We start from the raw sequence: 25,446 nt of genomic DNA on the forward strand, positions 1-25,446 counted from the left end.
GCGGTCAGCGGCTCCTTTCCCCAGGCTGAACCGGTTTCAATTGCTGCAACCGGCTGCGGGTACGGGAAAAGTCCATATGGGGATTGCCCCGGCACAGGTCGTCCAGGCTGGCTTCGCTGGCCAGCAGGAGTTGGATTCCCGCGTCGTAGGCGATGTCGATCAGGTTGACGAAGCGCTGTTGCACATCGATGGCTTCCTCACCGAGGCAGGGCACGCCGCTGATGGCGAGATGCAGAAAGCGCCTGCTCAGCCAGAGGAAATCGGCGCTGGAATGGGGGCGCCGGCACAGCTCGTCGAAATCCAGCCAGGCGCGTTCGGTATCCATGGCGCGCAACCGCAGCGGATGGTGGTTGACCGCCACCACCACATCCCGTTCGGCCGCTGCGCTCAACCCCAGCTGATGTTCGATCCAGGCCGCATCGGTGGCTGAAAGCGGCCAGCAATAGGTACCCCAGGCTTCGAGTTCTCCGCGCCGCAGGCGGTAGTCTTCGCCGCCGTCGAGGTTGAGCACGTCGAAGCGTTTTTCGATCAAGGCGATGGCCGGCTGGAAGCGTTCGCGGTACAGCGGGTTCGGGCAGAGGCCGTCGGGGTCGTAGTTGGAAGTGCAGACCATGCCCACGCCCTCCTCCACCAGCACCTTGAGCAGCCGCCCGAGGAGCACAGCGTCGCCGATGTCGTGGACGTGGAACTCGTCGAAGCAGAGCAGTCGCGTATCCACTGCCAACGCCCTGGCCGCCAGTGCCAGCGGATCGGGCTGGCCGGCAAAGGCCACCATGCGTTCCTGCAACTCCTGGAGGAACGCATGGAAGTGCACGCGGCGTTTCGCCGACAGCGGTGCGGCGGCAAAGAAGGCGTCCATCACGAAGCTCTTGCCGCGCCCTACTCCGCCCCAGAGGTACAGGCCGGCGACGGGACGCCGCAACCAGCCCTTTTTCCCGGCCATGAACGACTCCAGCCATTGCCCGAGATGGGTAATGGCTGTGCGTTGCGCCGCGTCGGCCCGGTAGCCCCGGGCCTCCAGCAGTGCGTCGAAATGACGTTCGATGCGCTGGCCGACCGTTTCGGCCGGCGCATCGAATGCGGGCTCCCGCTCTCTAGAAGTCAAAGAACACCGTTTCCCCTTCTCCCTGGATACGGATGTCGAAACGATAGGCCAGTTTGCCGTCCACTTCGCAGCGTCGAGCCACCAGGGTTTCGCGGCGTTGTGGTTGCTCGATCAGGTTCAGCACCGGATCGACGGCGTTGGCGCTGGCTTCGTCGTCGAAGTAAATGCGGGTCTGCAGGTGGATGTTGATGCCACGGGCGAACAGCGACACGTTGATGTGCGGCGCCATGGGCACACCGGCGGCGTTCTTCACCACGCCCGGCTTGATGGTGTGCAGGGTCCACTCGCCGGCATCGAAAGTGGTGGCAGTACGGCCGAAGCTGTTGAACGGCTTTTCCAGGTCGAAGGCAGTGTCGTAGACACCTTCGTGGTTGGCCTGCCAGAACTCCAGGAAGGAGTCGCGCACCAGGTGGCCATTGCCGTCATAGACATTGCCCAGCAGCAGGATGTGCTGGCCGGGGGCGTCGGCCTTGGCCATCTGGTTCCAGATTTCCTGGTCGCGGGTCGGGTTGCCGGCCGCTTCCAGGGCCAGGCCGATGTGCACGTAGGGGCCGGCGGTCTGCGAGGGGGTTTCCGGCAGCAGTTCGATAGGCATGCGCGTATCTCCTCAGCGGTTTTCGAAGTGGGTCTTGCGCTGGCCGCGCAGAACGATGTCGAAGCGGTACGCCAGGCAATCCATGGGATTGGCGTTGCTCATGTCGAGCTTGGCGATCAGCGTCTGAACCGCGTCGGGGTTGGCGATGCTCTTGACGATGGGGCACATCGGAATGAGCGGGTCACCTTCGAAATACAGCTGAGTGATCAGGCGGGTGGAGATCGACGGCCCGCTGATGGAGAAGTGGATGTGCGCCGGGCGCCAGTCGTTCGGGCCGTTGCGCCACGGGTACGGGCCCGGCTTGATGGTGCGGAATTGGTAGTAGCCGTCGCGGTCGGTCAGCGCACGGCCGACGCCACCGAAGTTCGGGTCGAGCGGAGCCAGGTAACGGTCGTTCTTGTGGCGATAGCGGCCGCCAGCGTTTGCCTGCCACATCTCGACCAGGGTGTGAGGAACCGGCTTGCCGTACTGGTCGACCACCCGCCCGGAAACGATGATGCGCTCGCCGATGGGCAGCCCGCCGTTGTTGAAGTTGAGCAGCAGGTCGTTGTCGTGCTCGCCCATCTTCAGGTGGGAGAAATCGGGGCCGCTGGTCTCGGAGACGGACTGCGGAATGCTCACCAGCGCCTGGCGCGGGGAACGGGCAATGGACGTCTTGTAGTCGGGGGTCAGGGCCTTGGGGTGCCAGTTTCGGTCACGAATGACGAAGCGGCTGTTTTCCGCATCGGACATCACGGTTTCCTCTTATTGGAGTTGTCGGGCGGCCAATCGATACATAAGGCATTCGGCCGTGACGCGCAGTCTCATCCAACAGAGGCTGGCAGAAAATTGAAATCCTGCCGACCATCCATAACCGTATGGTTATGTAAGACGCCCCTCGCGATAGTCCAGCGCTGCCTCGCGCAGGGTCTCCACCGCCCATTGCGCCGCCAGGGAAAGCGGCAGCGACGCATTACTGCAGATCCCCACCGAACCGCCGGGTTCCTTGAAGCCCAGGTCCAGTTCCACCAGTTCGCCGGCGGCCAGGTCCAGGCGCACCGCGTCCAGGGGGGCGATCCAGACTGCATCGCCGCTCTGCACGTAGCGCCGGCTCAGGGCCAGGGAAAGGGTTTCCAAGCGTTGGCGCGGCGGGCTGATGCCGCTCTGCACAAAGAATCCGTCGGCATGCTTGCGAATGGTGGTGCCAGCCAGCGGCAGCACCAGGGGGAAGCCATCCAGGGAGCGGCGATCAGCGCCCTCCTCCAGCAGCGGATGGCCGGCACGGACCACCAGGGTCATGGATTCGCTGTACAGGTGCTCGAAGGTCAGGCCGTGAATTTCCGGGTTGTCGGTCATGCGCCCGACCACCAGGTCCAGCTCGCCCACCCGCAATTGCGACAGCAGGTAGGCACCGGGCCCGGTCAGCACGCTGACCACCAGCGAGGGATGCTGCTGATGCAGCCGCCGCACCATTTCCGGCACCAGCAGGCCTTCCACGGTCGAGAGCACGCCGAGCCGCACGGTGCCGGCAGCGTACTCGCCTTCGCGCAAGCTGTTGACCCCGTCGCGCAGGGCCTGGACGCAGGGGCCGGCATAGCGCATGAAGGCCAGGCCGGCCTCGGTCAGGCTGACGCCGCTCTTGCTGCGCTCGAACAGGCTGGCATCGAGCACTTCCTCCAGCTCCTTGAGGGTCTTGGAGATGGCCGGCTGGCTCACCGCCAACTGATCCGCGGCGCGGGCCAGGCTGCCCTGGCGCGCCACTTCGAGGAAGCACAGCAGGTGGCGGAATTTGATGCGGGTATCGATATTCAACGGCGGGTCCTGTGGCGGCTGGCCTGCGAAGGCTAGCTCAAGGACGGGGCCCACAGCCAACTCCTATTTGAACCTGGGAAAACCACGTCTGGACCGAACTCGTGTAGGAGCGAGCTTGCTCGCGAAGGATGGCGCTCGGACTGTTCGCGAGCAGAGCTCGCTCCTACAGCCCAAACGGCACCGCGCAGACCTTGCCGGCCAACTCGACCCGGCCGAACCGCGCACCGGGTTCCAGTGGGGTGATCGCCAGCAGCCGGTCCATGCGCACGGAGCAAGGGCCGTCCTCCACTTCCAGCACGAAGAATTCTTCCTTCTCCGCGCTGGTGTGGGTGGTCAGCGCCCTGGCCTCGAATCCGCCGCCGTCCACCAGCTCCACCTTCACCAGGTAGCGATACAGGCAGGCGATTTCCAGGAAATCGTGCAAGTCGCAATCCAGGGGCTGATACATGGCGGTCTCCTCAGCAACCTTGCAGCGGAATGATCGAGTAGCCGTGTCGGCCGATGGCTTCGGCCACCTGCGGACTGGCGATCTCGCTGTGGCAGAACAGGCACTCGCTGGCGGCGATGTCGGCGTCCTGCACACCCCGGCCGGCCAGCCACTCGGCGGCGAAGCGCCCCGCCTGGAGCTTGTCGCCGCCGTCGGTCAGCACGTCGAAGTGCAGGTAACGGCCATCGCGGGTACGGACATGGGTATCGAAGACTTTCACCTGCATTTCGATGCCCTCCTTACTTCAGGTCCGCAATCGCGGCGCCGAAGTTGATGTGCAGCACCTGATCGTCCACCACCAGGGCGGGGACCGACTTCACGCCGGCAGCTTCAGCTTCGGCAACGCGGGCCGGGGCTTCGCCCAGGTGAACCACTTCCACCTTCACCTCAGGGGCGAGCAGATTGAGCAGGGTCTGTTCAGCGGAAACGCAAACCGGGCAGCCGGCGTGGTAGTAACGGGCGGTAGTCATCTTCTGTCTCCTGGTTGATTTAGTATCGATTCGATACCGCAGTCAGGTTACCCGGAGCACACCCTTTGTCAATATAGTTTTTACTCGATACTATTTATCGACGGAGGTGAATATGACCACCCTTTTCGATCTGTTCGAACGACTGACCAGCCTGATGCGCATCTGGCACCGCGAGCACCCGCTGCTGGCCGATCTCCAGCCCGTGCAGCTCAGCGCGCTGGAATACCTGGCGCGCTGCAACCACTACTCGGACACGCCGCTGGCAGTGACCGATTACCTGGGGCTGACCAAGGGCACGGTGTCGCAATCGCTGAAAGCGCTGGAAGCCAAGGGGCTGATCGAGAAGCGCCAGGACCTGCAGGACAAGCGCAGCGTGCACCTGGTGCTGACGCCTGCGGCGCGTGAGCTGCTGGTGGCGGTGACGCCGCCTGAATTCCTGGCGAACGCCGCAGAGGCAATGGGGGCGGATGCGGAGGAACTGGAACGGCTGCTGGCTGAACTGCTGCGTACCGTACAGCGCCAGGTGGATGTGCCCGGTTTCGGCCTGTGCAAGACCTGCCGCTTTCATCAGCAGCGGGACGGCGGCCCCTTCTGCGGGTTGACCCGGGAACCCCTGGCCCGCGCTTCCATCGAGCTGATCTGCCGTGAACACCAGCCGCACGAAGATGCAGCCTGATCAATGGCTGGGTGGGAAAAGCCTTAAGAGGCTAAAAATAGATAAGTAGCCTTTTACGGCTACTTTGCTTGCAAATCCTGTCCCAGAATCAGAAGCGTCGCGATACCCACGCCGATACTGATACTGAAGCTGAGCAACGTGCCCAATAGGATGTATTCGCTGAGCGCACGATGATTAGCTCCCTTGACCTCGTTGAAACGCAGGATGCTCTTGGCCGTAAGCAGGAAGCCAACAGCTTCCCACTGCTGTAACAGCACGAAGGTGAGGATCATTCCGCGCTCCAGGTAACCAATCAGAGCCCCAGCATTTTTCAAGGAGCCATCGCTTTGGGGTATCGAACCCAACCAAGGTTGCAGCACCGCAACTATCACCCGGGACGCCGGTTGAAGCACCATCGCAAAAGCCAGTAGAACAACAAGATTTTGGGCATTCAGCGTTTTCTCGAGATGCGCTGCCACCTCATCCCAATAGCCATTACTGCTCAGCCATATGACCAGGATGAGGGACAGATTTCCTACCAACTCGACGCCAAGTCCTGCACCCTTTCCAAGGCCGACACGTGACGAACAATGGTTCAGTAGCAGCCAGGACAACGAGACGGCTAACCCCGCCGCCAACGCAAAGGCCCACCCTTGGCCGAAGACAGCCAATACAACCAGTACAGCCACCCCATGTAGTACTGCCAGTAACGCCCTCTCCCAAGCCCTCACTGGTCGAGTTGCTTGATCGATCATTCGCCGCAACGGCAGCAAGAACTCCAGTAACGTAAATCCCAGCAATAGGAACAACAGCAAGACCTTCGCCTTATCCATGGAGAAGTTCCTTGATCCAGTCCCGGGAACGCTCTAAGTAGCGGTCCACCAAACGCGCATTGGCCCGTTGCAATGCCTTGTTTACGGTAACCCGCGATTTGCCGAGGAGGAGTGCCGTGCCTTGCTGATCTCGCCCCTCTATTGCTTGCAAGAAGTAAGTCTGCGCTTCAACAGTGGTCCACCCATCGAGGATCGCCGCTACAAACTCCGTTACCAGACCCAGGCGCTCCTGCAACTGACTATCGCTGGAGAAAACCGCGAGACTGTTTTTCTTCATGCCATCCAAGCCCTGACCGGAGAGCACAAACGCCTCACCGAACCCACGCTGCGCTTCCACGGTACCAATGCCGATTGCGATTCGCGCATCCCACCGTTCCTCCGGCGGACTGGATGCAATCAGCCCCGCGCGCAGTACCACAGCGCAGCGAACAGCTTCGACCGTGTTCTCCGGCACCAGTTGGAAGCCATCCCCACGGTAGGTCTCAGCCTTGAAAGCAAAGGATGCTTCAAGCCTTTTCAGTACGCTCTGCAAGCTGTCGATATAGGCCAACGTGTCATAGGACGACTGGGAATGAATCAAATCCCCCGTCAGTACTGCCTTGATGGTCATAGGTAAACCGGAAAGGGCAATGGAAGCCATGAAAGTAGCCTGAATAGGCTACTAATGCAAAAGAACCCTTTCAGGGCTACATGACGACGGCGTGGACCCGTTCGTAAGTATGGGGAGGCAATGGGAAGTGGAAGCCGCAGGCACTAACCGCGCACCCGCTCAAGACGGGCGCGCAACGATGTCAGACAAGGGCCTCCCTGCTTTGCTCAAGCGCTCTTCTGGAACAGCTCGCGCCCCTCGTCCAGGCACTGATCCACCAACCACCTGCCATGGGCCAGTGATGCCTGCTGGGCCTTGCCCAGTTCAGCCAGGAAGGAATAGCGAACCGGGAGCGCAATTCGGCGGGTGGTTTGCCCGTCAGGCGCGATGATGTGGCAACCGGCAGCCCAGGGGGTCGGAATGCCCGGATGCTCGAACACATCGGCGACTACGGTGTGGTCGCGGTGTACGCATTGCAGGATGCTCATGGGGTCTACCTCTTTGTTGAATGCCCGGCGCAATGGGTCGCCCAGTCCGGCAGGCGTGAGTGAAGTTCAACTGAAGGTTGGCGCATGCCTCGCTCTCATCCGGATATAGCACAGGGGGCACTCCGGGACGTTTCACCTGACCGGGGGTCATGCCATTGGCCTTCCGGGAAATGCGTAAATTGGCTATTCGACGCGGACGGCCCGGGGGCTAACGTAGCCCCGTCCTCGCCATCCACTGCCACCGGCAATGCGGTATTTTTTCAACCAGTCCCTCGCCGGAGCCATGCATGGAACTGCACATCGTCATTCAGGGCAGCAAGGACCTGTCCGGTCAGCTGTATCGCCAGTTGCGCGAGGCCATCGAGTCCGGCCGCCTGAAGGCCGGCACGCGGCTGCCACCAAGCCGCTTGCTCGCCGAGCAGCTGGGTATCTCGCGCAAGACGGTATCCGATACCTATGCCCTGCTCACCTACGACAACCTGCTCATCGGCAAGGTGGGCTCGGGCACCTTCGTCAATGCGCAGTCCGCCGGCCAGGGGCGCAAGCAGGGACACGAATCCCTGGCCAGTGCGGCGATCATTTCCCGGTGGCGCAATATCTCCAGCAGCCTGAGCCATCCGTCCCCTGATGCGTTGTTGCGCTACGACTTCCTCGGCGGCGCCACCACCCGCAATCAGTTCCCCCAGGACGACTGGCGCCGCTGCACCCAGCACGCCCTGCGCCAGACAGCGAAATCCCGGGGCCTCTACAGCGAGGCAGCCGGCTTGCCCGCCCTGCGCGATGCCATTGCCCGCCACGTGGCCTTTTCCCGCGGCGTACGCTGCAACGCCGAGGATGTCGTGGTGTGCAATGGCGCGCAGCAGGCGTTGGACCTGCTTGCTCGTGTGCTGATCGAACCAGGCTGCAGCGTGGCCGTGGAGGACCCTGGCTACCCGCCGGCGCGCCAACTGTTCGCCGCCCAGGGCGCCGAGGTGATCGGCATTCCAGTGGATGCGGAAGGTATCTGCGTCGACGCCATTCCCGAAGATGTGCGACTGATCTACGTGACCCCGTCGCACCAGTTCCCCCTCGGCATGCCCATGAGCCAGGCCCGACGCGAAGCGCTGCTGGAGAAAGCCCTGCGCATCGGCGCGGTGATCATCGAAGACGACTACGACTGTGAATTCCGCTACGAAGGCCGCCCCACTGAAACACTGCAGAGCCTGGACAGCCAGGGAGCCGTGGCTTACGTCGGTACCTTCTCCAAGTCCCTGCAGCCAGAGCTTCGCCTGGGCTACTGCATCCTGCCGCCCGCGCTGATCGCCGCCATTACCGCCGCCAAGCAGCTCGCCGATTGCCACTGCTCGACCCTGATGCAGTGGACCCTGGCCAAGTTCATCGATGAAGGCTGCCTGCTCAAACATATCCGTCGCTGCCACCCGCTCTACACCAGCCGGCGCGAGCGTATTCACGAACGCATCAACGGCGACCTCGGACGCTGGTTCGAGCTGGTGCCTTCGGTGGCAGGCTTCCACCTCGCGGTCCTGGCGAAGGTGCCGGTGGACATACCGCTGCTGGTGGAACTGGCCCGCAAAGTGGACGTCGGCATTTATCCGCTGGCCGGATTCTCCTACCAGATGCCGCCACGCAGCGGCCTGATGCTCGGCTATGGCGGCATCGAAACCCTGGACATCGACCCGGCGCTGGATCGGGTGCGGGACATCCTGGAGCAGATTGCATAGTTTCAAACGCCCATCCGCTTTTCCTGTGGGGGCGCACCCAAATTCCGATCTCAAAATGAAAAAGGGGCTGCACCTGGCAGCCCCTTTTTTTCACTCACCCAACCATCAGCCGCGATCGCGCCAGATGGTCTGCACATTGAGGAACTCGCGCAGGCCGAAGTGGGACAGCTCGCGGCCGTAACCGCTCTTCTTCACGCCACCGATCGGCACGCGCGGGTCGGAGGCGGTGAAGCCGTTGATGAACACCGCGCCGCTGACGATACGACGGGCCAGCTTCTGTGCCTTGGCGGCATCGGTGGTCCAGAGCGCACCACCCAGGCCGAACTCGCTGTCGTTGGCCAGCTCCACGGCGTGCTCGGCGTCACGGGCGACGATCAGCGAGGCCACCGGGCCGAAGATTTCCTTGCGGAAGGCGGTCATGTCCGGGGTCACGTCGGCCAGGATGGTCGGCGCGTAGTAGTTGCCCTCGCCCTCCAGCTTGTGGCCGCCGAGCAGCAGGGTCGCGCCTTCGGCCAGCGTGGTCTGAACCTGACCATCCAGCTCATCGCGCAGATCGAAGCGGGCCATCGGGCCAACGAAGGTGGAATCGGCCTGCGGATCACCGATCTTCAGTGCCTCGACCGCCGCCACGAAGCGCTCGGTGAAGGCTTCGGCAATGGGTGCTTCGAGGATGATGCGCTTGGCGGCGATGCACACCTGTCCAGCGTTGTTGAAGCGGCTGGTGACCGCAGCCTTCACGGCCTGGTCCAGGTCAGCGTCGGCCAGGACGATGAAGGGGTCGGAACCACCCAGCTCCAGTACGCACTTCTTCAGCGCAGCACCGGCCTGGGAAGCGATGGCCGCACCGGCACCCACGCTACCGGTCACCGCCACCATGGCGATGCGCGGGTCGGCGATGGCCACCGAGACCAGCGGCGGCTCGACGTTGATCACCTCGAACACGCCTTCCGGCAGGCCGGCCTCGGCCCAGGCGGCGCCCAGCAGACGAGCGCAGCCCATGACGTTGGGGGCGTGCTTGAGCACGTAGGTGTTGCCGCCGAAGATGATCGGCACGGCGCCGCGCATCACCTGCCACACCGGGAAGTTCCAGGGCATCACAGCCAGCACCGGACCCAGCGGCAGGTAGGCAACCACGGCCTTGTCGTCCTCCACCAGAGTCGGCTCGTCGGCCACCATGGCGGGACCGTGCTCGGCGTACCACTCGCAGAGCTTGGCGCACTTCTCGATCTCGCCACGGGACTGGCTGATCGGCATGCCCATTTCAGTGGTGGTCATCCGCGCCATTGTTTCGGCGTTGGCACGCAGGGCCTTGGCCATACGCAGCAGCGCCGCGCTGCGTTCTTCCACGCTGAACCGGCTCCAGGTCTCGAAGCCACGCTGGGCGGACGCCAGGCTGGCTTCCAGGGCGGCGGCATCCTGGTAGGGATAACGGGCAATTTCTTCGCCGGTGGCGGGGTTGCGGGAGATGGCGGCAGGCTGAGTCATGTTGTCCTCGTTCTACGTGAGAGCCGGTCAGGGCTCGCGATCAATCATGCGGCGACGTTAAGGCAGTGACCGATTCACGTAAAACGAATAATCCAGAAGAAAGTATTCACAAAAAGAGAATGGATGAGCGGCGCATTCGTCCCGCTTGGGCTGAAATACTTGCGGATTGTAGGTAGGAGCGAGCTTGCTCGCGAAAGGCTCTGCCCCAGTAACAGACAGATCTTCCACTCCACCTTTTCCGCGCGTGGACCAACGCCGCCGGTGGATGAAAAAGGCGTCATCCACCCTACACAAGCGCCGCCAGCCGCCCCTTGCCCCGGTGACCGCGCGTCAGTGGCCAGCTGCGGTGCTGTTCGTCCGGTGACTCGGTGGTGACCACGTATACCCGCTGTTCGTGGCCATGGCGCAGCAACACGCACTGCAGCAATTTGCCGTCCTCCATGTCGAACCAGCGCGGCTCTCCGTCGTGGGTCATCTCCATGAAACGCTCCACCCGCGCGAGCACCGAAGCCGGATTGAAACGATCCCAGCCTTCGGGCAGCACGCCCTCACCCTGCAACCAGCCTGTGGCCGGGAGTTCGCCGTGTTCCTGGCTCCGACGTCCCCAGGGAATCCACACCACGCCACGCTGCGGGTCATGGATGGGCAGTGCCGCATCGGCATCGGGGTAGTTGATGAGTTGCCGGCTCCCTTCGGCGGTGAAGAGCCCACTGACTTCCACTGAATGACACATGACTGCCTCCCCTAGCCGAAGCAATTGTCATCGTTTCCAGGATTGCTGGTTTGGGGTCGGTTGTTGGCATCTCGGTATTTTTTTCCCACCCCTGCCGCCTGAGTTTCGTGACCGGGGAACAGGAGTCAAGACGCCGCCAGCCTGGCTTTGACAGGAGGGCCAGAGACGCGACGAAGCGCATTCAGGCCGCGATCCACAACACCTGCCCAGCCGATTGTCATTATTTTGACTGCGCGCGATTTCACGGTGATATCGTCATGGATTGCCAGAACATTGACGGAGATCCCGCCCCTTTATACCGACACGGAAGTCCACTCGGATCTTCTGTCCCGACCCAAAAATGAATTCCTGCGGGAGGAGGCGTCTCATGAGCAGGCCCTACCCCATCCACTCGGCGTCCGGCGATTCCCGCAGAACCTTCCTCAAGTTCGCCTCGGCTGCAGTGGCGGTCCCCTTCATCGGGCGCCCGCTTGGCAGCCTGGCCAGCGACGATGAAGGCGAAGAGGTCATTCCGGTCATCCCGCCCAGCCCGCCCACCATTCCCTGGACCCTCGAATTACCGGAACGGATCACTCCACTCGCCCCCGTACTCCTGTCTCCCGCCCCCACCGAGCAGGCCAATGGTTCAGCCGGAGAGGCCGGCCGAGCGGCGCATCAGCGCTGGGCCGAACTGGCCTACGGGACGACCTACGAACTGACGGCACGGGAAAACCCGCAATGGCTCTTCAATGAAGCCTACCCGCGTCAGCCGATCTGGGGATTCCAGGGCAATGAGGCGGAAGCCATGACGCCAGGACCGGTGATCTTCGCGCGCTATGGCGAGCCCATCGTTGTGCGTATCCGCAATGGCTTGCCCGCCGACCACCAGGGATTCGGCTCGCCGGAAATCGCCACCCACCTGCACAACGCCCACACAGGATCGGAAAGCGACGGCTTCCCCGGCGACTTCTACAGCGCCACCAAGGCCGGACCGACCCTTGCCGCTCCCGGGGAATTCCTCGACCACCTGTACGGCAACATCTACGCCGGCTTCGACGAGTTCCAGAACGGTGTCGGCGACCCGCGTGAGGCGCTGGGCACGCTCTTCTACCATGACCACACAATGGACTTCACGGCGCCCAACATCTACAAGGGACTGCTGGGTTTCTATCTGCTGTTCGATGACCTCGACTCCGGCGACGAGCACGATCCCAATCCAGGAGCGCTGCGTCTGCCGAGCCATCCCCATGACTATCCGCTGGCCTTCGGCGACAAACGTTTCGCCCCCGACGGCACCCTGTTCTGGGATCAGGTCAGCCCGGAGGGCGTACTGGGCGACAAGATCACCGTCAACGGCATCATCGAACCCGTACTACGCGTCGCCGCCCGCAAATATCGCCTGCGTCTGCTCAATACGGGACCAAGCCGTTTCTACGAGTTCTACCTGGTGGATCGCCGCGGCCGCGACCAGCGCTTCACCTACATCGCCAATGACGGCAACCTGCTGCCCGCGCCCTTGCGCGATCAGACGCGGGTCCGGCTGGCTGTGGCCGAGCGCGGCGACATCGTGGTGGACTTCTCCGCCTACCCGCTGGGAACCGAGCTCTATCTGGTCAACCGCCTCACACACAAGGCCGAAGACACCCGGCAGCCCAAGGATGTGCGCAGGCCCGGCGTGCAGGTGCTCAAGTTCATCGTCGATCGCATGCCCCTCGAAGCCGACATCAGTCAGGTACCCGACAGCCTCCGCGAGCTTCGCCCTGTCACTGCCGACGAGATCGCCGCGGCACCCTTACGACGCTGGGTGTTCGACCGCGACAAGGGCCTGTGGTCCATCAACGAGCGTTTCTTCGACCCCAACCAGATCAACGCCCGCATACGCCAGGGCAGCGCCGAAATCTGGGAGTTCATCAATCCCGAGGATGGCTGGGACCACCCCATCCATGTCCACTTCGAGGAAGGTCGCATCATCAGCAAGACGGTACTGGGTCGCGCCGTGCCGATTCCGCTCCATGAGCAGGGACGCAAGGATGTCTACGTGATAGGCGAGGACATGACGGTCCGGGTGTTCCTGCGCTTCCGCGACTTCCTTGGCAAGTACGCCCTGCATTGCCACAACCTGATCCACGAAGACCACGCCATGATGGCTCGCTGGGATATCGAACTGGATACCAGTGGACCATCGCCCAGCGGCAGCGGCATGGCACGCAATGAATCGCCGCTCCCGGGAGGCCGCACATGAACACTCGACGCATGGTAATCGGCGGGCTGGGCTTGGCCGCGCTTGGCGGCGCCCTGGGTTATAGCCTTGCCCCAACATCGCAATCGACGGCGCGCAAGTCCGACGGCCGCTTCCCCAATGTTCCTGTGCAGGCCCATGACGGCCGCCAGATGCATTTCTACGACGAACTGGTGCGCGGCAAGGTGGTGGCGATCAACATGATGTACGTCCAGTGCGAAGGCAGTTGCCCAGCCATGATCGCCAACCTGCGCAGACTCCAGATCCTGCTCGGCGAGCGCTTGGGGCGCGATGTATTCCTCTACTCCATTAGCCTGCAACCGGCGCTGGATACCGCCGACGTACTCAGGGACTACGCCGAACGCCAGGGCGTACGACCGGGCTGGCTGTTCCTCACCGGCAAGGAAGCGGATATCCGTCGCCTGCGCTACAGCCTGGGCTTCTACGACCCCGTGCCGGAGGTCGACGGCAATCTCGCCAACCACATCGGCATGCTCCGCATCGGCAACGACCGTACCAACCGCTGGGCCATGGCGCCGGCCCTGTGCGACGCCGAACGCATCATTGCCACCATCAACCACGTGGATACGGCAATGGTGGCGACGGCTTACAAGGATGCAGCCGTACCGACCTGAGACGGCCGCGCAACGTAGCCAGCGAGTTGTTCAAGAAAAAACTTCTCGTCGGGATGTAACGCTGCTCGTCGTCCAAACTCTCCTTTTTCGAAGGCGGTGATTCCGGCACCCAACAAGTCCGGGACCCCCATCGCCTTGGGCGCCCAGCCCTATCGACCCATCAGAAACGGAGAGAACAACCATGAAAACCCCGACTGCCAGTGTCGTATCCGCAACCGGTCTCGCCCTTGCCCTGAGTACTGCCCTTGGCCTGGCCATGGCGCCTATGACTGCCCAGGCCGCCGACAACGAGAAATGCTTCGGCGTCGCCATGAAAGGCAAGAACGACTGCGCTGCCGGCGCCGGCACGTCCTGCGCGGGCACCGCCAAGATGGATTACCAGGGCAACGCCTGGAAGTACGTCCCCACCGGCACTTGCGAGAAGACGGCGTCCCCCTCTTCGCCCACCGGCAATGGCCAGTTGCAGGCCTTCAAGGAAGAGAAGAAGAGCTGACCCGAGCCGGCAGGAGCGCGCGCCATGACCCTGTCTTCACTGCCACCTGCTCTTGCCAGCTGCTTGCCGGCGCGGGCCGGGATCGGGCTGAAGTCCCAGCACCACCGGGACCTGCTCGAATCCCGGCCGGCCGTCGGCTTCCTTGAAATCCATGCCGAGAACTACATGGTGGACGGTGGCCCCTTCCACCATTACCTGGGTTTGATCCGCGAGGATTATCCCCTCTCCATCCACGGCGTCGGCCTGTCCATCGGTGCCGACCAGCCGCTGGACAAAGCCCATCTCGACCGCCTGGCCGTGCTCCTCCGTCGCTATGAGCCGGCCTCGTTCTCCGAACACCTGGCCTGGTCGACCCATGGCGATTTCTTCTTCAACGACCTGCTACCACTGGCCTACGACCAGGCCAGCCTGGAACGGGTCTGCGCGCACATCGATCAGGTCCAGGAGCAGCTGCAACGACCGATGCTGCTGGAAAATCCGGCCACCTACCTGGAGTTCAGCGACTCCTGCCTGGACGAGGCCGAGTTCATCAGTGAAGTCGTGAAACGTACGGGCTGCGGCCTGCTGCTGGACCTGAACAATGCCTATGTGTCCTGCACCAACCACAATCGCGACGTCCGCGCTTACGTCAATGCCCTGCCCCTGCATGCGGTCGGCGAAATCCACCTGGCGGGGTTCGCCGAGGATTGCGATGCCGACGGTGCGCGCCTGCTGATCGACCATCACGGATCGGCCGTCGATGACGCGGTCTGGGCCCTCTACGACGAAACACTGGAGCGCCTCGGCCCCTTGCCGACGCTGATCGAGCGGGACAACGACATTCCCGCCCTCGACGCGCTGGTTCGCGAGGCAGATCGTGCCGAGCGACGGCTGAGACGGGAGCTGCCTGCATGAACGACGAAGCCTTCGCCTCCGCCCTGCTCACCGCCAATCCCGACTGCCCACCCGGCCTGCGGACGTGGAACGGCTCTGATCCGATGCGGCGTTTTGCGGTCTATCGCAACAACGTGCTGGCGTCGCTGATCAACGCGCTGGGAGACACCTTTCCAGTGGTGAAGCAACTGGTGGGAGAGGCGTTCTTTGCCGGAATGGCGCGCTTGCACGTGCAAGCCACACCCCCTCGTTCACCGCTGCTGGCCTTCTACGGTGAGGACTTCCCTGCCTTCATCGCAGCATTCCCACCGGCGGCCAATCTGCCGTATCTGGCGGACGTGGCGCGACTGGAACTGGCACAGGTGCATGCCTACCACGCCGCCGACCTGCCCCCCCTGGGCACCGCCGGCCTTGCCGATGTCCTGGCCGATCCGCAGATGCTGCCCGGCATGCAGCTCTGGCTGCACCCGTCAGTGGCGGTGATCAGCTCCGACTTCGCCATCACCTCGCTCTGGGCCGCCCACCAGGGATTGCTCGAGCTCACCGAAGTCGACCCCAACCAGCCCGAATGTGCACTGGTGCTGCGCAATGGCCTGGAGGTACAGGTCAACCGCATCAGCTTCGGTGCCACTGCCTTCATCCAGGCACTGGGCGCGGGCAGTCCCCTCGCTTCGGCCGTGGGCGCCGCGCTCGCCGTCGATACCGCGTTCGACCTCGGCTCCACCCTCGCCCGCCTGCTGGCGGGCGGTGCCATCACCCGGTTCACCTTCCACAGCGGGAGTCAGATGCCATGAACGCCACCATCCAGATCCACTACAGCCACCTGCCCGCCAAACTGGTGGTCCAGGCCATCGAACTGTGCAAGCGGATTCCCTACAGCCTGGTGGCCTTCGTCGCGCGCTTCTCCATCGCCGCGATCTTCTGGAAATCCGGGCAGACGAAGGTGGAAGGCCTGGCCATCGACCTGGTGGACGGTACCTTCCAGCTGGGTGTTCCGCACCTCTCCGCTTCGGCCATCCCGCTGTTCGCGGATGAGTACAAACTGCCCTTTCTCTCGCCAGAGCTGGCCGCCCACATGGCGGCATTCGCGGAGCACTTCTTCCCGCTGCTGATCCTGCTCGGCCTGGCCACACGTTTTTCCGCCCTGACCCTGCTGGGCATGACGCTGGTGATCCAGACCTTCGTCTATCCCGACGCCTATCCCACCCACGGCGTCTGGGCTGCCTGCCTGATGCTGCTGGTCAGCCAGGGACCCGGGGTGATTTCCATCGATCACCTGATCGCGCGGCGGTATCAAGACTGACAGCCGGGACGAATCCTTTCTTTTTCTGTGGGGGCGATTTCAATCGCTATGCGGACCGCAGGTTCGCCCTTCGACCTCCCAGCGGGGCAGCGGCGCTGCCCTTAGCGAATGAATTCGCCCCCACAAGGATCTGTTGCCAACCGCGCCAAAATCAGGCCTACCACACCCAACCTAATCCTGTAGGAGCGAGCATCAGCGGGAAATGCGGAACTCCTTCGGCGACTGCCCCGTTCCTCGTTTGAAGAATCGCGAGAAATAGGCCGGCTCGGAGAAGCCCAGGCTGTCCGACACCTGGTTGATGGTCATCGCGGTGTAGACCAGGCAGCGCTTGGCCTCCAGCAGCAGCCGCTGGTTGATCATCTGCAGCGCCGACTGCCCGGCCAGGCGTCGGCACAGGGCGTTGAGGTGAGCGGCGCTGATCCCCAGGCGCTGGGCGTAATGCTCGATGGGCAGGTGTTCGCGGAAGTGCTTCTCCAGCAACCGGGCGAACTCCTGCAGGTGCAGCCGCCCGCGATCCTGATGCTGGGCTTCGGCCTGGGACAGGGCCAACGAGCGACGGCCGATCCACACCAGCAGCACACTGATCAGGGACTGCAGCATCAGCTCGCGCCCCGGCGCCGCTTGGGCGTACTCGCGGCTGATGGCTTCGAACAAGGTGTCCAGGTAAGGCTGGCTGTCGCCGGCGGCGAAGCAGGCCGGTGCCAGCAGCGCATTGCTGTCGAGAAGCCCCGCCACTTGCTCCACCAGAGGCAACGCCAGAGTGAGCACATGGCCGTCGACATCGTTGGAAAAACGAAAACCATGCACGCAGAGCGCCGGCACCACTTGTAGCGACGCGCAGTCGACCCGGTTCACCCGCCCCTCCACTTCCAGCTCCGCGCGACCAGAGCGCACGTAGAGCAGCTGCACCAGGTCGCCATGCTGGTGCGGCTTGATCTCCCATTCATGCAGGCGGCTGCGCGACTCGATCGATTCCCAATGGATCAGGTCCGGCGTCGGCCAGGCAGCCGTCTCGCCGTAGAGCTTGAACACCGGGACGGGGGAATGGGTCTGTTCGATCATCGAACCTCCAATGACATCAATCCATGAAAAGTCCATGAATGACCTTGGATATTGCCTTCAAAGCCAATGCCCATCCACAAAAAATACAGGCGGACCATAACAAGAGGTGAGCCGCCACTGCCTTGCGCCGGCCACCGCAATCCTACGAGAGGACAACAACAATGAAGACTCAGGTCGCCATCATCGGCGCCGGCCCGTCCGGCCTGCTCCTCGGCCAGTTGCTGCACAACGCCGGTATCGACAACGTCATCATCGAACGCCAGAGCCCGGACTACGTGCTTGGCCGCATCCGCGCCGGGGTACTGGAACAGGGCATGGTCGACCTGCTGCGCGAAGCCGGCGTCAGCGAGCGCATGGATCGCGAGGGGCTGGTACATGACGGCTTCGAACTGGCCTTCGACGGTCGGTGCGAACACATCGACCTCAAGGGGCTCACCGGCGGCAAGAGCGTGATGATCTACGGCCAGACCGAGGTGACCCGCGACCTGATGGAGGCCCGCGCCGCCTGCGGTGCGCGCAGTGTCTACAACGCGGCCAACGTCCAGCCCCACGACCTGAAATCCGCAGCACCCTACGTGACCTTCGAACAGGACGGCCAGGCCGTGCGACTCGACTGTGATTACATCGCCGGCTGCGACGGCTTCCACGGTGTTTCGCGCAAGTCCATTCCCGCCGGCGTGCTCAAGGAGTTCGAACGTGTCTACCCCTTCGGCTGGCTAGGCGTGCTGGCGGACACCCCGCCGGTCAACGACGAACTGATCTACGCCAATCACGAGCGCGGCTTCGCCCTGTGCAGCATGCGTTCGCCTACCCGCACCCGTTACTACGTGCAGGTGGCGGCCGAGGAAAAGGTCGAAGACTGGTCCGACGAGCGCTTCTGGGATGAGTTGAAGAGCCGCCTGCCCGAGCAGACCGCGGCGAAGCTGGTCACCGGCCCTTCCATCGAGAAAAGCATCGCCCCGCTGCGCAGCTTCGTGGTGGAGCCCATGCAGTACGGCCGCCTGTTCCTGCTCGGCGATGCCGCCCACATCGTCCCACCCACCGGCGCCAAGGGCCTTAACCTGGCAGCCAGTGATGTGAATACCCTGTTCCGCATCCTGGTGAAGGTCTATGCCGAGAACCGCGTCGACCTGCTGGAGCAGTACTCGGCCATCTGCCTGCGGCGCATCTGGAAGGCCGAGCGCTTCTCCTGGTGGATGACCTCGCTGCTGCACCGCTTCCCGGAAACCGACGCCTTCGGACACCGCATGCAACAGACCGAACTGGACTACTACGTCGGTTCCGAAGCCGGTCGCAAGACCATTGCGGAGAACTATGTGGGCCTGCCCTATGAGGCGATTGGCTAAAGCGAAAGCGGCCGCCATGGCTTTGCTTTGTGTAGGAGCGAGCTTGCTCGCGAAAGGCCCGGCCCCAAAAGCTTCGCGAGCAAGCTCGCTCCTACAAGTGCGACTGCAACCTCCAGCCAGCCGAAATTGGCGTCGTCACCAACGCGCCTGGCGGCCTCCCGCTCATGACCTAGGCTTGCAAGGGCGATTCACAAGAATCGGAAGTCGGTCCTGCAGACCCAAGGAGTGCAGTCATGGCGCAGCAGAATCCCGTCAATACCCACCCCCACCAGAAATTGCGCGGCGTGAACCTGGGCGGTTGGCTGGTCCTGGAAAAATGGATGACCCCCAGTCTGTTCGAAGGACTACAGGCGACGGATGAAACCACCTGGTGCGCCGAAATGGGGGCCCGCGCCCCGGAAAGGCTGCGGCAGCACTGGAACAGTTTCATAACCCGCGAAGACTTCGTCTGGCTGCATGAGCGCGGCATCAATGCGGTGCGCATTCCCGTGGGGCACTGGATCTTCGGTGCGGATTACCCCTATCACACCAAGTACGGCGAGAGCCGTCACCCCTTCGTCGAAGGCGGCATCGAGGTGCTGGACCAGGCCTTCGCCTGGGCAGCGGAACTCCAGATCAGGATCGTCCTGGACCTGCACGCCGCACCTGGCTGCCAGAACGGCTTCGATAACGGCGGGATCAAGGATGTCTGCGAATGGCACACCGACGAGCAGTATCGCGAGCACTCGCTGAAGGTGCTGGAGCGCCTCGCCGAACGCTATCGTGACCAGAGCGCCCTGCATGCCATCGAGGTCCTCAACGAGCCCCGCTGGGATGTGCCGACCGACTACCTCAAGGGCTACAACCAGGACGCCTACCAGCGCATTCGCCAGCACTGCAGTGCCGACAAGGTCAGCGTGGTGTTCCATGACGGCTTTCGCGACTACGAGCAATACCTCGGCTTCATGCAACCACCGGAATTCGCCAACGTGGTGTTCGACATCCATCGCTACCAATGCTTCGAGCGTGGCGACATCGACAGCGATATCTATACCCACATCCACAAGGCCAGCGGCCAGTGGAAAACCGAGGCTGACGGAATCATCCAGCGCCTCGGCATCCCGGCCTATTGCGGCGAGTGGAGCCTGGGACTGGACCTGAAAGTCGTCTCGCTATGGGCTGAAGGGCCGTTCAACCACGCGCTGGAAAACATGGACAGCTTCCAGAAAGACGTGGCCTATCGCGGCTATGCCGCTGCGCAGTTGCTGACCTATGAGAAGTACCTGGGCTGGTTCTTCTGGAGTTATAAGACTGAGACCACGCCCGCCTGGTGCTTCCGTGAATGCGTCCAGCGCGGCTGGCTACCCTCAACTTTTTCTTAGCGCCCGCAGTGGCGTGCCATAGCCGACCAGGGGCTCCTGCGGCAGGTGATTGAGCCGGAGCCTGCGTTGGTAGTGGCGCTCCAGCCCGGACTGGAAGCTGATGGCCAGCAGCGTCGAATCCGGCAGCTCGCGATGCAGCAAATCCATGAAGTCTTCCTCGTCCCGGGTCTCGAACGCACTGCTCGCTTCTTCGATGAACACCCAGGGGGGCTGCTGCAGGAACAACCGGGCGATGGCCAACCGCTGCTGCGTACGTAGCGGCAACACGCTCTGCCAGTTGTCGACCTCCTCCATTCGCTTGGCCAGCCAGGCGATGCCGGCGCTTTCCAGGGCATGCAGCATGGCGCCAGTAGCGAAAGTGCCGGCGGGCTGCGGGTAGCTCAACACCGCGCACAGGCTGCCGACCGGCAGGAAGGGACGTTGCGGCAGGAAGTAGATGGCCGCGCCCGCCGGCAGCCAGACCTCCCCATGCCCCCATGGCCACAACCCCGCGAGCACCTTGAAGAGGCCAATGGTGACCGCCGGATCACCTGAGATCAGCACCCGCTCGCCACGTTGGATCACGACGTTGAGTCCCTCGATCAGGACCTGCCCGTCAGGGTTTGCAATGCACAGGTCGCGCAGCACGATTTCCGCCTGCTGCGACTGCGCCAGGCAAATCCGGTGCTGCGGCTGGGCGTCCTGGTCTTCCAGGTCCTGCAGGTCGTTGTAGAGGCTAATGACACGGTCGGCCGACGCTCGCCAACGCGCCAGTTCGGCCAGGTTGTCGATCGGCCATGACAGCGCCGAGGTCAGTTGGTGGAATGCCTGCGCGGCCTGCATCAGGACGCCCAGGGTCATGGCGCCGGAAATGAACTGGGGCGCCATGACGAGGATCGGGAATACCGGCAGCAGCACGCCATAGCCCGACGAGAACGACACGATGCCGAGGTAGGCCTTGGTCTGCCGAGACCAGCGGTGCCCCAGTTCAGCGAAGTGGCTCGTCGAACTCCGGCGCTCCGCTTCCTCGCCCTGCATCAGTGCAATGGACTCGGAGCTTTCCCGTGCATGGGCCAGCCCGAAACGGAAGTCCGCTTCCGCCGATTGCAACTTGTTGGTGGCCCGGATCAGCGGGCGCCCGAGCAGCATGCCGAACACTGTGCCGGCACCGGCGTAGGCCACCGCCAGGATCAGCATGTAGCCCGGAACCATCAGGCCAGTTCCGGGGAACTGCACGCTGCCGGTGACCGTCAGCAGGATGTTGGCGAAGGTGCTTAGGATCAGCAGCGAGTAGACCAGCGAATGGGTCAGCGAAATCGCGCTTTCGGTCACGACGTGGATGTCTTCGGCGATGCGCCCGTCGGGGTTGTCATGCTCGCCATGGGTTTGCTGCAGTTGGTAGTGATGCCCACGCGCCATCCACTTGTCGATGAGTCGTTCTGTCAGCCACCGCCGCCAGTCCAGCTGCAACCAGCGCTTGACCCGCATGTGCATCGCCGTGACGCCTACCGTCAGCAGGAGGATCACCACAAAGGTGCCGATCTGCATCAGCAGACGATTCAGCGACCGGGCCTCCAGGGCATCGAACAGTGCGCGGTTCCAGTAGTTGGTCCAGATCACCAGCCCGACCTGGGCCAGGGTGAGCAGCAGCAGCGCGATGGTATAGCCACGCGCCTTCCATTTCTCGGCTGAGTCCCAGTACGGCATGACCAGATGCAGGAACTGCCAGCGCGACCTTGCCGCCGGCCGGGACATCTAGCTGCCACTCGATTCAGAGAAAAAACGAACAGGCGACCCGGAAGAGTCAGGCCCCCCCTTGCGCTGCGCACAGGCGACGCAGCCTTTTCCCCATCGCGGGCGAGCCTGTGTTGCCGCCCTGTTCAGCATACGAAGCATCATCTGACCCCCTGCTGCTCGAGGCCGTGGCCTCAGGTTGCTCAGCGAACTCCGGGGAGCGCGTTGTCTGCCCTGCCGATGGTTGGCTCTCGGCGAGGGTCTGCCGCGGGGCGTGGCTGCAACGCAGGGACAAACGAGGACAGACCATCCGATCTCGGCTCGTCGGCCTCGTTGCATGGCAACGCCGGTAAGGTTGATTCAAGCACACGGAATCTGATCCACCGTTTTTTTCCAGACCGTCGAGCGCCTCTGGCCGAAAAAGGTGGATCGACGGACCTGCCGGATGGGCCGCCGCTTCAGCCGGCGCTGCCGATCAGTTGGCTGATCACCGCCCTCAGCTTGCCCGGCTTGACTGGTTTGTTCAGCAACGGCACGCCGAGGCTCTGCAGCTTTCGTCGGCACTGGTCACTGCGGTCAGCGGTGATGATCACTGCCGGTACTTGCCGCGCGAAGCGTTGGCGAAGGGCCAGAATCACATCGCAACCGACCATGCCGTGGTCCAGGTGATAGTCGACCAGGATCAGGTCCGGGGCCTGATCTTCCAGCACCTTCTGGGCGGTGGCCAGGTCAGTGGCGGTCAGCACTTCGCAGCCCCACTGCCCCAGCAGCGCCGACATGCTTTCGAGAATGTCGGGTTCGTTATCCACGACCAACAGGCGCTGACCGGGCAGTGGATCGCCGGTTACGGAGCGTGGCTCCACCAGGGCTCTCGTTTCAGGCTGCGACGTGGCCAATGGCACTTCGATACTGAACACCGAGCCTCGCCCCAATTGCGATCTCACCTCAACGCGATACGCCAGCATGCTGGCAATCCGGTCGACGATCGCCAGACCGAGCCCAACGCCCTTGCGTTCCGCAGCACGCCCCACATCCAGCTGGTTGAACTCCAGGAAGATCGCCTGCAGCTTGTCCTCCGGAATGCCACGACCGCTGTCCCACACTTCCAGTCGCAGCCGATCGCCCCGACGCCTTGCCCCGAGCAGGATGCGTCCGCGCTCGGTGTAACGGCAGGCATTGCTGAGGAAATTACGCAGGATGCGCGTAAGCAGGCGGAAGTCCGTACTGATACTCAGGCGCGGAATGCGCACACGCAGCGCCAATCCGGCGGCTTCGGCGACGCTCTCGAACTCCGAGGCCAACGGGCCCAGCACCTCGTCCAGTTGGTAGACGTCCACATCCGGCTTGATCGCGGCCTGGTCCAGCTTGGAAATATCCAGCAGGTCGGTCAGCAGGTCCTCGGCCCCTTCCAGGGCCTGGTGGGTGCGCTCCACCAGTTTTTGCTCAGGCGCCGGCAACTCGCGCTCGCGCAGGGTGGAAACCAGCAAGCGCGCAGCGTTCAGCGGTTGCAGCAGATCGTGGCTGGCCGCAGCCAGGTACTTGTCCTTGCTCAGGTTGGCCGCCTCGGCCGCATCGCGGGCCTCGCGCAACTGTTCGTTCAGCGCCTGGAGTTCGCGGGTGCGGTCCAGCACGCGTTGCTCAAGTTCATCGTTAAGGGTCTGGTAGCGGTTGCGCTCGGCCTCCAGCTCTTCCAGGCGCGCCAGCAGCTCGGGGTAATGGCTCTTGCGCGCGGAGTGACTGCCCAGGCCAAGCAGCCCGGTCAGCGCATCGCGCGGGTCGTCAGAGGGCCTCGGCATACACCACCTCGACATCCCGCTGACTGGACTCGCGCGGGTTGGTGAGGATGCAGGGATCGTCCATGGCGTGACGAGAGAGGAAGGGAATGTCCGATGTACCAACGCCATGCAGGCTGAGGGTCTCATGGAAGCCCACCGCGCGCTTCAGGGTCACCAGGTGCTCCACCAGGCGCTGGCGTACCTGATTCTGCGTCAGGCCACGGCAATCGATGCCGAAGGTCTCGGCGATCACTTTGAAGCGCTCCGGTGCGGCGCTGTAGTTGAAGGCCACCACGTGCTCGACCAGCGCCGCGTTGCACAAGCCGTGCGGCAGGTCGAGGAAGCCGCCAAGGCTATGGGACATGGCATGCACGGCGCCGAGGATCGCGTTGGAGAAGGCCAGCCCGGCCTGCATGCTGCCGAGCATGATCTTCTCGCGCAGGGCGATGTCCTGGGGATTGGCGATCATCGCCACCAGATTGCCGTTGATCAGGCGCATGGCTTCCAGCGCATGGGGGTCGGTGAGCGGACCGTGCCCTGTGGAAACGAAGGCCTCGATGGCATGAACCAGGGCGTCGATGCCGGTACAGGCAGAGAGGAACGGGTCCATGCTCAGGGTCGTTTCCGGGTCGATCAGCGACACGTCGGGTACCACCGCCTTGCTGACGATGGAGAACTTCATCCGCTCCTGCTGGTTGGAAATGATCACGAACTGCGAAACGTCGGCCGAAGTGCCGGCGGTGGTCGGGATCAGGATCAGCGGCGGGCTGGGCACCGTGAGGGTGTCCACACCTTCGAATTCGAGAATGCTGCGGCCATGGGCAACCACGATGCCGATGCCCTTGGCGCAATCCATCGGGCTGCCGCCCCCCACGGCGACGATCACGTTGCAGCCCATGGTGCGGTAGAAGTCGGCCCCCTCCATCACCTCTTCGACGCGTGGGTTGGGCGATACCTGAGTGTAGAGGCAATGATCGATGCCCTGGGCCTGCAGGCTGGCCTCCACATCAGCGACCCAGCCCGCGGCTTGCACGCCGGGGTCGGACACCACCAGCACCTTGCGTGCGCCGAAGGTACTGGCGTAATTGCCGACATTGTGCCGGCAGCCGGCGCCGAAAATGATCTCGGGAGAAACGAACTTGCGAAGCGAGCTGATATCGTGACGCATCAAACGGCTCTTTCTTGTAGTTATGCGGTGAGTAGGACCCAGCCTACTGGATTCACGGGGCTTTTCAATCAGACCTTGGGAGCTTTCCTAAGCCCCGATTCCATCCTTCCTAGCGGTTGTAGGGGCGATTTCAATCGCCAAGCGGACCGCAGGTTCGCCCCGCTGCCTTCCAGGGACAGCTTCGCTGCCCTTGGCGAATGAATTCGCCCCCACAGGAAAATCAATTGCGAGCTCGGCGCCGCCTGGGGCTGGTTGTGGGGGCGATTTCAATCGCCAAGCGGACCGCAGGTTCGCCCCGCTGCCTTCCAGGGGCAGCTTCGCCGCCCTTGGCTAATGAATTCGCCCCTACAGGAAAACCAATTGCGAGCTCAGCGTCGCCTGGGGCTAATTGTGGGGGCGATTTCAATCGCCAAGCGAACCGCAGGTTCGCCCCTCTGCCTCTCAGGGGGCAGCTGCGCCGCCCTTGGCGAATGAATTCGCCCCTACAGGAAAGCCAATTGCGAGCTCGGCGCCGCCTAGGGCTGGTTGTGGGGGCGATTTCAATCGC

26 protein-coding genes are annotated in these 25,446 nt (G+C 63.2%); 10 read left to right on the top strand and 16 right to left on the bottom strand.

The genetic code is table 11. The features are described 5' to 3' along the window. Window positions 1-4 precede the first annotated feature (4 nt). The 7 genes from zapE to DM872_RS11335 all read right to left on the bottom strand — a co-directional run bounded on the left by zapE (window position 5) and on the right by DM872_RS11335 (window position 4,448). Window positions 5-1,105: a cell division protein ZapE gene (gene zapE, locus DM872_RS11305; protein ID WP_179059580.1), complete on the bottom strand. Its 1,101-nt coding sequence runs from the start codon at window positions 1,103-1,105 to the stop codon at window positions 5-7. Continuing rightward, the gene (gene pcaG, locus DM872_RS11310) at window positions 1,095-1,700 is read right to left on the bottom strand and encodes a protocatechuate 3,4-dioxygenase subunit alpha (RefSeq protein ID WP_179059581.1); all 606 of its coding nucleotides are present in this window, start codon (window positions 1,698-1,700) and stop codon (window positions 1,095-1,097) included. The genes zapE and pcaG overlap by 11 nt, the downstream gene beginning before the upstream one ends. A 12-nt stretch (window positions 1,701-1,712) precedes the next feature. Beyond that, window positions 1,713-2,432: a protocatechuate 3,4-dioxygenase subunit beta gene (pcaH, locus tag DM872_RS11315; RefSeq protein ID WP_179059582.1), complete on the bottom strand. Its 720-nt coding sequence runs from the start codon at window positions 2,430-2,432 to the stop codon at window positions 1,713-1,715. A gap of 129 nt (window positions 2,433-2,561) precedes the next feature. After that, the gene (pcaQ, locus tag DM872_RS11320) at window positions 2,562-3,491 is read right to left on the bottom strand and encodes a pca operon transcription factor PcaQ (protein ID WP_179059604.1); all 930 of its coding nucleotides are present in this window, start codon (window positions 3,489-3,491) and stop codon (window positions 2,562-2,564) included. Window positions 3,492-3,654: 163 nt separating this feature from the next. Then, on the bottom strand, window positions 3,655-3,939 hold the full coding sequence (locus DM872_RS11325) for a Rho-binding antiterminator (RefSeq protein WP_179059583.1): 285 nt from the start codon (window positions 3,937-3,939) through the stop codon (window positions 3,655-3,657). 10 nt (window positions 3,940-3,949) lie between these two features. Beyond that, a complete protein-coding gene (locus tag DM872_RS11330; protein WP_179059584.1) occupies window positions 3,950-4,204 on the bottom strand; it encodes a DUF2024 family protein in 255 nt (84 codons plus the stop codon). A 13-nt stretch (window positions 4,205-4,217) separates the two neighbouring features. Continuing rightward, window positions 4,218-4,448 carry a glutaredoxin domain-containing protein gene (locus DM872_RS11335; RefSeq protein ID WP_120650993.1) on the bottom strand — a complete coding sequence of 77 codons (231 nt, stop codon included), beginning with the start codon at window positions 4,446-4,448 and terminating at the stop codon, window positions 4,218-4,220. Window positions 4,449-4,554: 106 nt separating this feature from the next. Here DM872_RS11335 and DM872_RS11340 point away from each other — a divergent pair, with 106 nt between their 5' ends. Further along, window positions 4,555-5,124 carry a MarR family winged helix-turn-helix transcriptional regulator gene (locus DM872_RS11340; protein ID WP_373273706.1) on the top strand — a complete coding sequence of 190 codons (570 nt, stop codon included), beginning with the start codon at window positions 4,555-4,557 and terminating at the stop codon, window positions 5,122-5,124. Between the two features lie 59 nt (window positions 5,125-5,183). On the opposite strand, the gene DM872_RS11345 is transcribed toward DM872_RS11340, so the two are convergent. The 3 genes from DM872_RS11345 to DM872_RS11355 form a co-directional block, all read right to left on the bottom strand. Continuing rightward, the gene (locus DM872_RS11345; RefSeq protein ID WP_179059586.1) at window positions 5,184-5,936 is read right to left on the bottom strand and encodes a hypothetical protein; all 753 of its coding nucleotides are present in this window, start codon (window positions 5,934-5,936) and stop codon (window positions 5,184-5,186) included. Further along, the gene (locus DM872_RS11350) at window positions 5,929-6,576 is read right to left on the bottom strand and encodes a hypothetical protein (protein ID WP_256873370.1); all 648 of its coding nucleotides are present in this window, start codon (window positions 6,574-6,576) and stop codon (window positions 5,929-5,931) included. The genes DM872_RS11345 and DM872_RS11350 overlap by 8 nt, the downstream gene beginning before the upstream one ends. Before the next feature lie 176 nt (window positions 6,577-6,752). Next, a complete protein-coding gene (locus DM872_RS11355; RefSeq protein WP_179059587.1) occupies window positions 6,753-7,013 on the bottom strand; it encodes a hypothetical protein in 261 nt (86 codons plus the stop codon). A gap of 287 nt (window positions 7,014-7,300) precedes the next feature. Between DM872_RS11355 and pdxR the strand changes: the two genes are divergently transcribed. After that, the gene (gene pdxR, locus DM872_RS11360) at window positions 7,301-8,734 is read left to right on the top strand and encodes a MocR-like pyridoxine biosynthesis transcription factor PdxR (RefSeq protein ID WP_179059588.1); all 1,434 of its coding nucleotides are present in this window, start codon (window positions 7,301-7,303) and stop codon (window positions 8,732-8,734) included. A 105-nt stretch (window positions 8,735-8,839) separates the two neighbouring features. Here pdxR and DM872_RS11365 read toward each other — a convergent pair whose 3' ends face one another. Both DM872_RS11365 and DM872_RS11370 read right to left on the bottom strand, forming a co-directional pair. Then, a complete protein-coding gene (locus tag DM872_RS11365; RefSeq protein ID WP_179059589.1) occupies window positions 8,840-10,219 on the bottom strand; it encodes an aldehyde dehydrogenase family protein in 1,380 nt (459 codons plus the stop codon). Between the two features lie 286 nt (window positions 10,220-10,505). Next, window positions 10,506-10,952 (bottom strand): hypothetical protein, encoded by a 447-nt coding sequence (locus tag DM872_RS11370; protein WP_179059590.1) that lies wholly within the window; start codon window positions 10,950-10,952, stop codon window positions 10,506-10,508. Between the two features lie 367 nt (window positions 10,953-11,319). Here DM872_RS11370 and DM872_RS11375 point away from each other — a divergent pair, with 367 nt between their 5' ends. The 6 genes from DM872_RS11375 to DM872_RS11400 all read left to right on the top strand — a co-directional run bounded on the left by DM872_RS11375 (window position 11,320) and on the right by DM872_RS11400 (window position 16,474). Next, a complete protein-coding gene (locus DM872_RS11375; RefSeq protein WP_179059591.1) occupies window positions 11,320-13,173 on the top strand; it encodes a multicopper oxidase family protein in 1,854 nt (617 codons plus the stop codon). Beyond that, a complete protein-coding gene (locus tag DM872_RS11380) occupies window positions 13,170-13,805 on the top strand; it encodes an SCO family protein (protein ID WP_179059592.1) in 636 nt (211 codons plus the stop codon). Before DM872_RS11375 ends, DM872_RS11380 begins: the two co-directional genes overlap by 4 nt. A gap of 181 nt (window positions 13,806-13,986) precedes the next feature. Beyond that, complete coding sequence (locus tag DM872_RS11385; RefSeq protein WP_179059593.1) at window positions 13,987-14,298, top strand: BufA1 family periplasmic bufferin-type metallophore; 312 nt, start codon at window positions 13,987-13,989, stop codon at window positions 14,296-14,298. Between the two features lie 24 nt (window positions 14,299-14,322). Further along, window positions 14,323-15,192, top strand: coding sequence for an MNIO family bufferin maturase (gene bufB / locus DM872_RS11390; RefSeq protein WP_179059594.1), 870 nt, complete (start codon window positions 14,323-14,325; stop codon window positions 15,190-15,192). After that, complete coding sequence (locus DM872_RS11395) at window positions 15,189-15,965, top strand: HvfC/BufC N-terminal domain-containing protein (RefSeq protein ID WP_179059595.1); 777 nt, start codon at window positions 15,189-15,191, stop codon at window positions 15,963-15,965. Before bufB ends, DM872_RS11395 begins: the two co-directional genes overlap by 4 nt. Further along, window positions 15,962-16,474, top strand: a complete 513-nt coding sequence (locus DM872_RS11400) for a DoxX family protein (RefSeq protein ID WP_179059596.1) — start codon at window positions 15,962-15,964, stop codon at window positions 16,472-16,474. The genes DM872_RS11395 and DM872_RS11400 overlap by 4 nt, the downstream gene beginning before the upstream one ends. Window positions 16,475-16,666: 192 nt before the next feature. On the opposite strand, the gene DM872_RS11405 is transcribed toward DM872_RS11400, so the two are convergent. Then, window positions 16,667-17,536, bottom strand: a complete 870-nt coding sequence (locus tag DM872_RS11405; RefSeq protein WP_179059597.1) for a helix-turn-helix domain-containing protein — start codon at window positions 17,534-17,536, stop codon at window positions 16,667-16,669. A 161-nt stretch (window positions 17,537-17,697) separates the two neighbouring features. On the opposite strand from DM872_RS11405, the gene pobA reads away from it, so the two are divergent. Next, window positions 17,698-18,882, top strand: a complete 1,185-nt coding sequence (gene pobA, locus DM872_RS11410) for a 4-hydroxybenzoate 3-monooxygenase (protein ID WP_179059598.1) — start codon at window positions 17,698-17,700, stop codon at window positions 18,880-18,882. Window positions 18,883-19,115: 233 nt separating this feature from the next. Continuing rightward, window positions 19,116-20,243: a glycoside hydrolase family 5 protein gene (locus tag DM872_RS11415; protein WP_179059599.1), complete on the top strand. Its 1,128-nt coding sequence runs from the start codon at window positions 19,116-19,118 to the stop codon at window positions 20,241-20,243. On the opposite strand, the gene DM872_RS11420 is transcribed toward DM872_RS11415, so the two are convergent. From DM872_RS11420 to ercA, 3 genes are all read right to left on the bottom strand, one after another. After that, on the bottom strand, window positions 20,229-21,977 hold the full coding sequence (locus tag DM872_RS11420; RefSeq protein ID WP_179059600.1) for an ABC transporter ATP-binding protein/permease: 1,749 nt from the start codon (window positions 21,975-21,977) through the stop codon (window positions 20,229-20,231). The genes DM872_RS11415 and DM872_RS11420 overlap by 15 nt on opposite strands. A gap of 437 nt (window positions 21,978-22,414) precedes the next feature. Continuing rightward, window positions 22,415-23,752, bottom strand: a complete 1,338-nt coding sequence (locus tag DM872_RS11425; protein ID WP_179059601.1) for a hybrid sensor histidine kinase/response regulator — start codon at window positions 23,750-23,752, stop codon at window positions 22,415-22,417. Beyond that, complete coding sequence (gene ercA, locus DM872_RS11430; protein WP_179059602.1) at window positions 23,736-24,899, bottom strand: alcohol dehydrogenase-like regulatory protein ErcA; 1,164 nt, start codon at window positions 24,897-24,899, stop codon at window positions 23,736-23,738. The genes DM872_RS11425 and ercA overlap by 17 nt, the downstream gene beginning before the upstream one ends. Window positions 24,900-25,446: the final 547 nt, after the last annotated feature.

Origin of the sequence: Pseudomonas taiwanensis (genome assembly GCF_013393345.1) — a bacterium.
Classification (GTDB): Bacteria; Pseudomonadota; Gammaproteobacteria; order Pseudomonadales; family Pseudomonadaceae; genus Metapseudomonas; species Metapseudomonas resinovorans_C.

Coding starts and splice junctions, on each gene's coding strand:
- pcaH (WP_179059582.1), bottom strand. CDS start 2,432: ATGTCCGATGCGGAAAACAGCCGCTTCGTCATTCGTGACCGAAACTGG.
- DM872_RS11345 (WP_179059586.1), bottom strand. CDS start 5,936: ATGGATAAGGCGAAGGTCTTGCTGTTGTTCCTATTGCTGGGATTTACG.
- pdxR (WP_179059588.1), top strand. CDS start 7,301: ATGGAACTGCACATCGTCATTCAGGGCAGCAAGGACCTGTCCGGTCAG.
- DM872_RS11365 (WP_179059589.1), bottom strand. CDS start 10,219: ATGACTCAGCCTGCCGCCATCTCCCGCAACCCCGCCACCGGCGAAGAA.
- pcaG (WP_179059581.1), bottom strand. CDS start 1,700: ATGCCTATCGAACTGCTGCCGGAAACCCCCTCGCAGACCGCCGGCCCC.
- DM872_RS11385 (WP_179059593.1), top strand. CDS start 13,987: ATGAAAACCCCGACTGCCAGTGTCGTATCCGCAACCGGTCTCGCCCTT.
- DM872_RS11330 (WP_179059584.1), bottom strand. CDS start 4,204: ATGCAGGTGAAAGTCTTCGATACCCATGTCCGTACCCGCGATGGCCGT.
- DM872_RS11415 (WP_179059599.1), top strand. CDS start 19,116: ATGGCGCAGCAGAATCCCGTCAATACCCACCCCCACCAGAAATTGCGC.
- DM872_RS11405 (WP_179059597.1), bottom strand. CDS start 17,536: ATGATCGAACAGACCCATTCCCCCGTCCCGGTGTTCAAGCTCTACGGC.
- bufB (WP_179059594.1), top strand. CDS start 14,323: ATGACCCTGTCTTCACTGCCACCTGCTCTTGCCAGCTGCTTGCCGGCG.
- DM872_RS11370 (WP_179059590.1), bottom strand. CDS start 10,952: ATGTGTCATTCAGTGGAAGTCAGTGGGCTCTTCACCGCCGAAGGGAGC.
- DM872_RS11355 (WP_179059587.1), bottom strand. CDS start 7,013: ATGAGCATCCTGCAATGCGTACACCGCGACCACACCGTAGTCGCCGAT.
- DM872_RS11420 (WP_179059600.1), bottom strand. CDS start 21,977: ATGTCCCGGCCGGCGGCAAGGTCGCGCTGGCAGTTCCTGCATCTGGTC.
- DM872_RS11425 (WP_179059601.1), bottom strand. CDS start 23,752: ATGCCGAGGCCCTCTGACGACCCGCGCGATGCGCTGACCGGGCTGCTT.
- DM872_RS11335 (WP_120650993.1), bottom strand. CDS start 4,448: ATGACTACCGCCCGTTACTACCACGCCGGCTGCCCGGTTTGCGTTTCC.
- DM872_RS11350 (WP_256873370.1), bottom strand. CDS start 6,576: ATGGCTTCCATTGCCCTTTCCGGTTTACCTATGACCATCAAGGCAGTA.
- pobA (WP_179059598.1), top strand. CDS start 17,698: ATGAAGACTCAGGTCGCCATCATCGGCGCCGGCCCGTCCGGCCTGCTC.
- DM872_RS11380 (WP_179059592.1), top strand. CDS start 13,170: ATGAACACTCGACGCATGGTAATCGGCGGGCTGGGCTTGGCCGCGCTT.
- DM872_RS11375 (WP_179059591.1), top strand. CDS start 11,320: ATGAGCAGGCCCTACCCCATCCACTCGGCGTCCGGCGATTCCCGCAGA.
- DM872_RS11395 (WP_179059595.1), top strand. CDS start 15,189: ATGAACGACGAAGCCTTCGCCTCCGCCCTGCTCACCGCCAATCCCGAC.
- DM872_RS11325 (WP_179059583.1), bottom strand. CDS start 3,939: ATGTATCAGCCCCTGGATTGCGACTTGCACGATTTCCTGGAAATCGCC.
- ercA (WP_179059602.1), bottom strand. CDS start 24,899: ATGCGTCACGATATCAGCTCGCTTCGCAAGTTCGTTTCTCCCGAGATC.
- DM872_RS11400 (WP_179059596.1), top strand. CDS start 15,962: ATGAACGCCACCATCCAGATCCACTACAGCCACCTGCCCGCCAAACTG.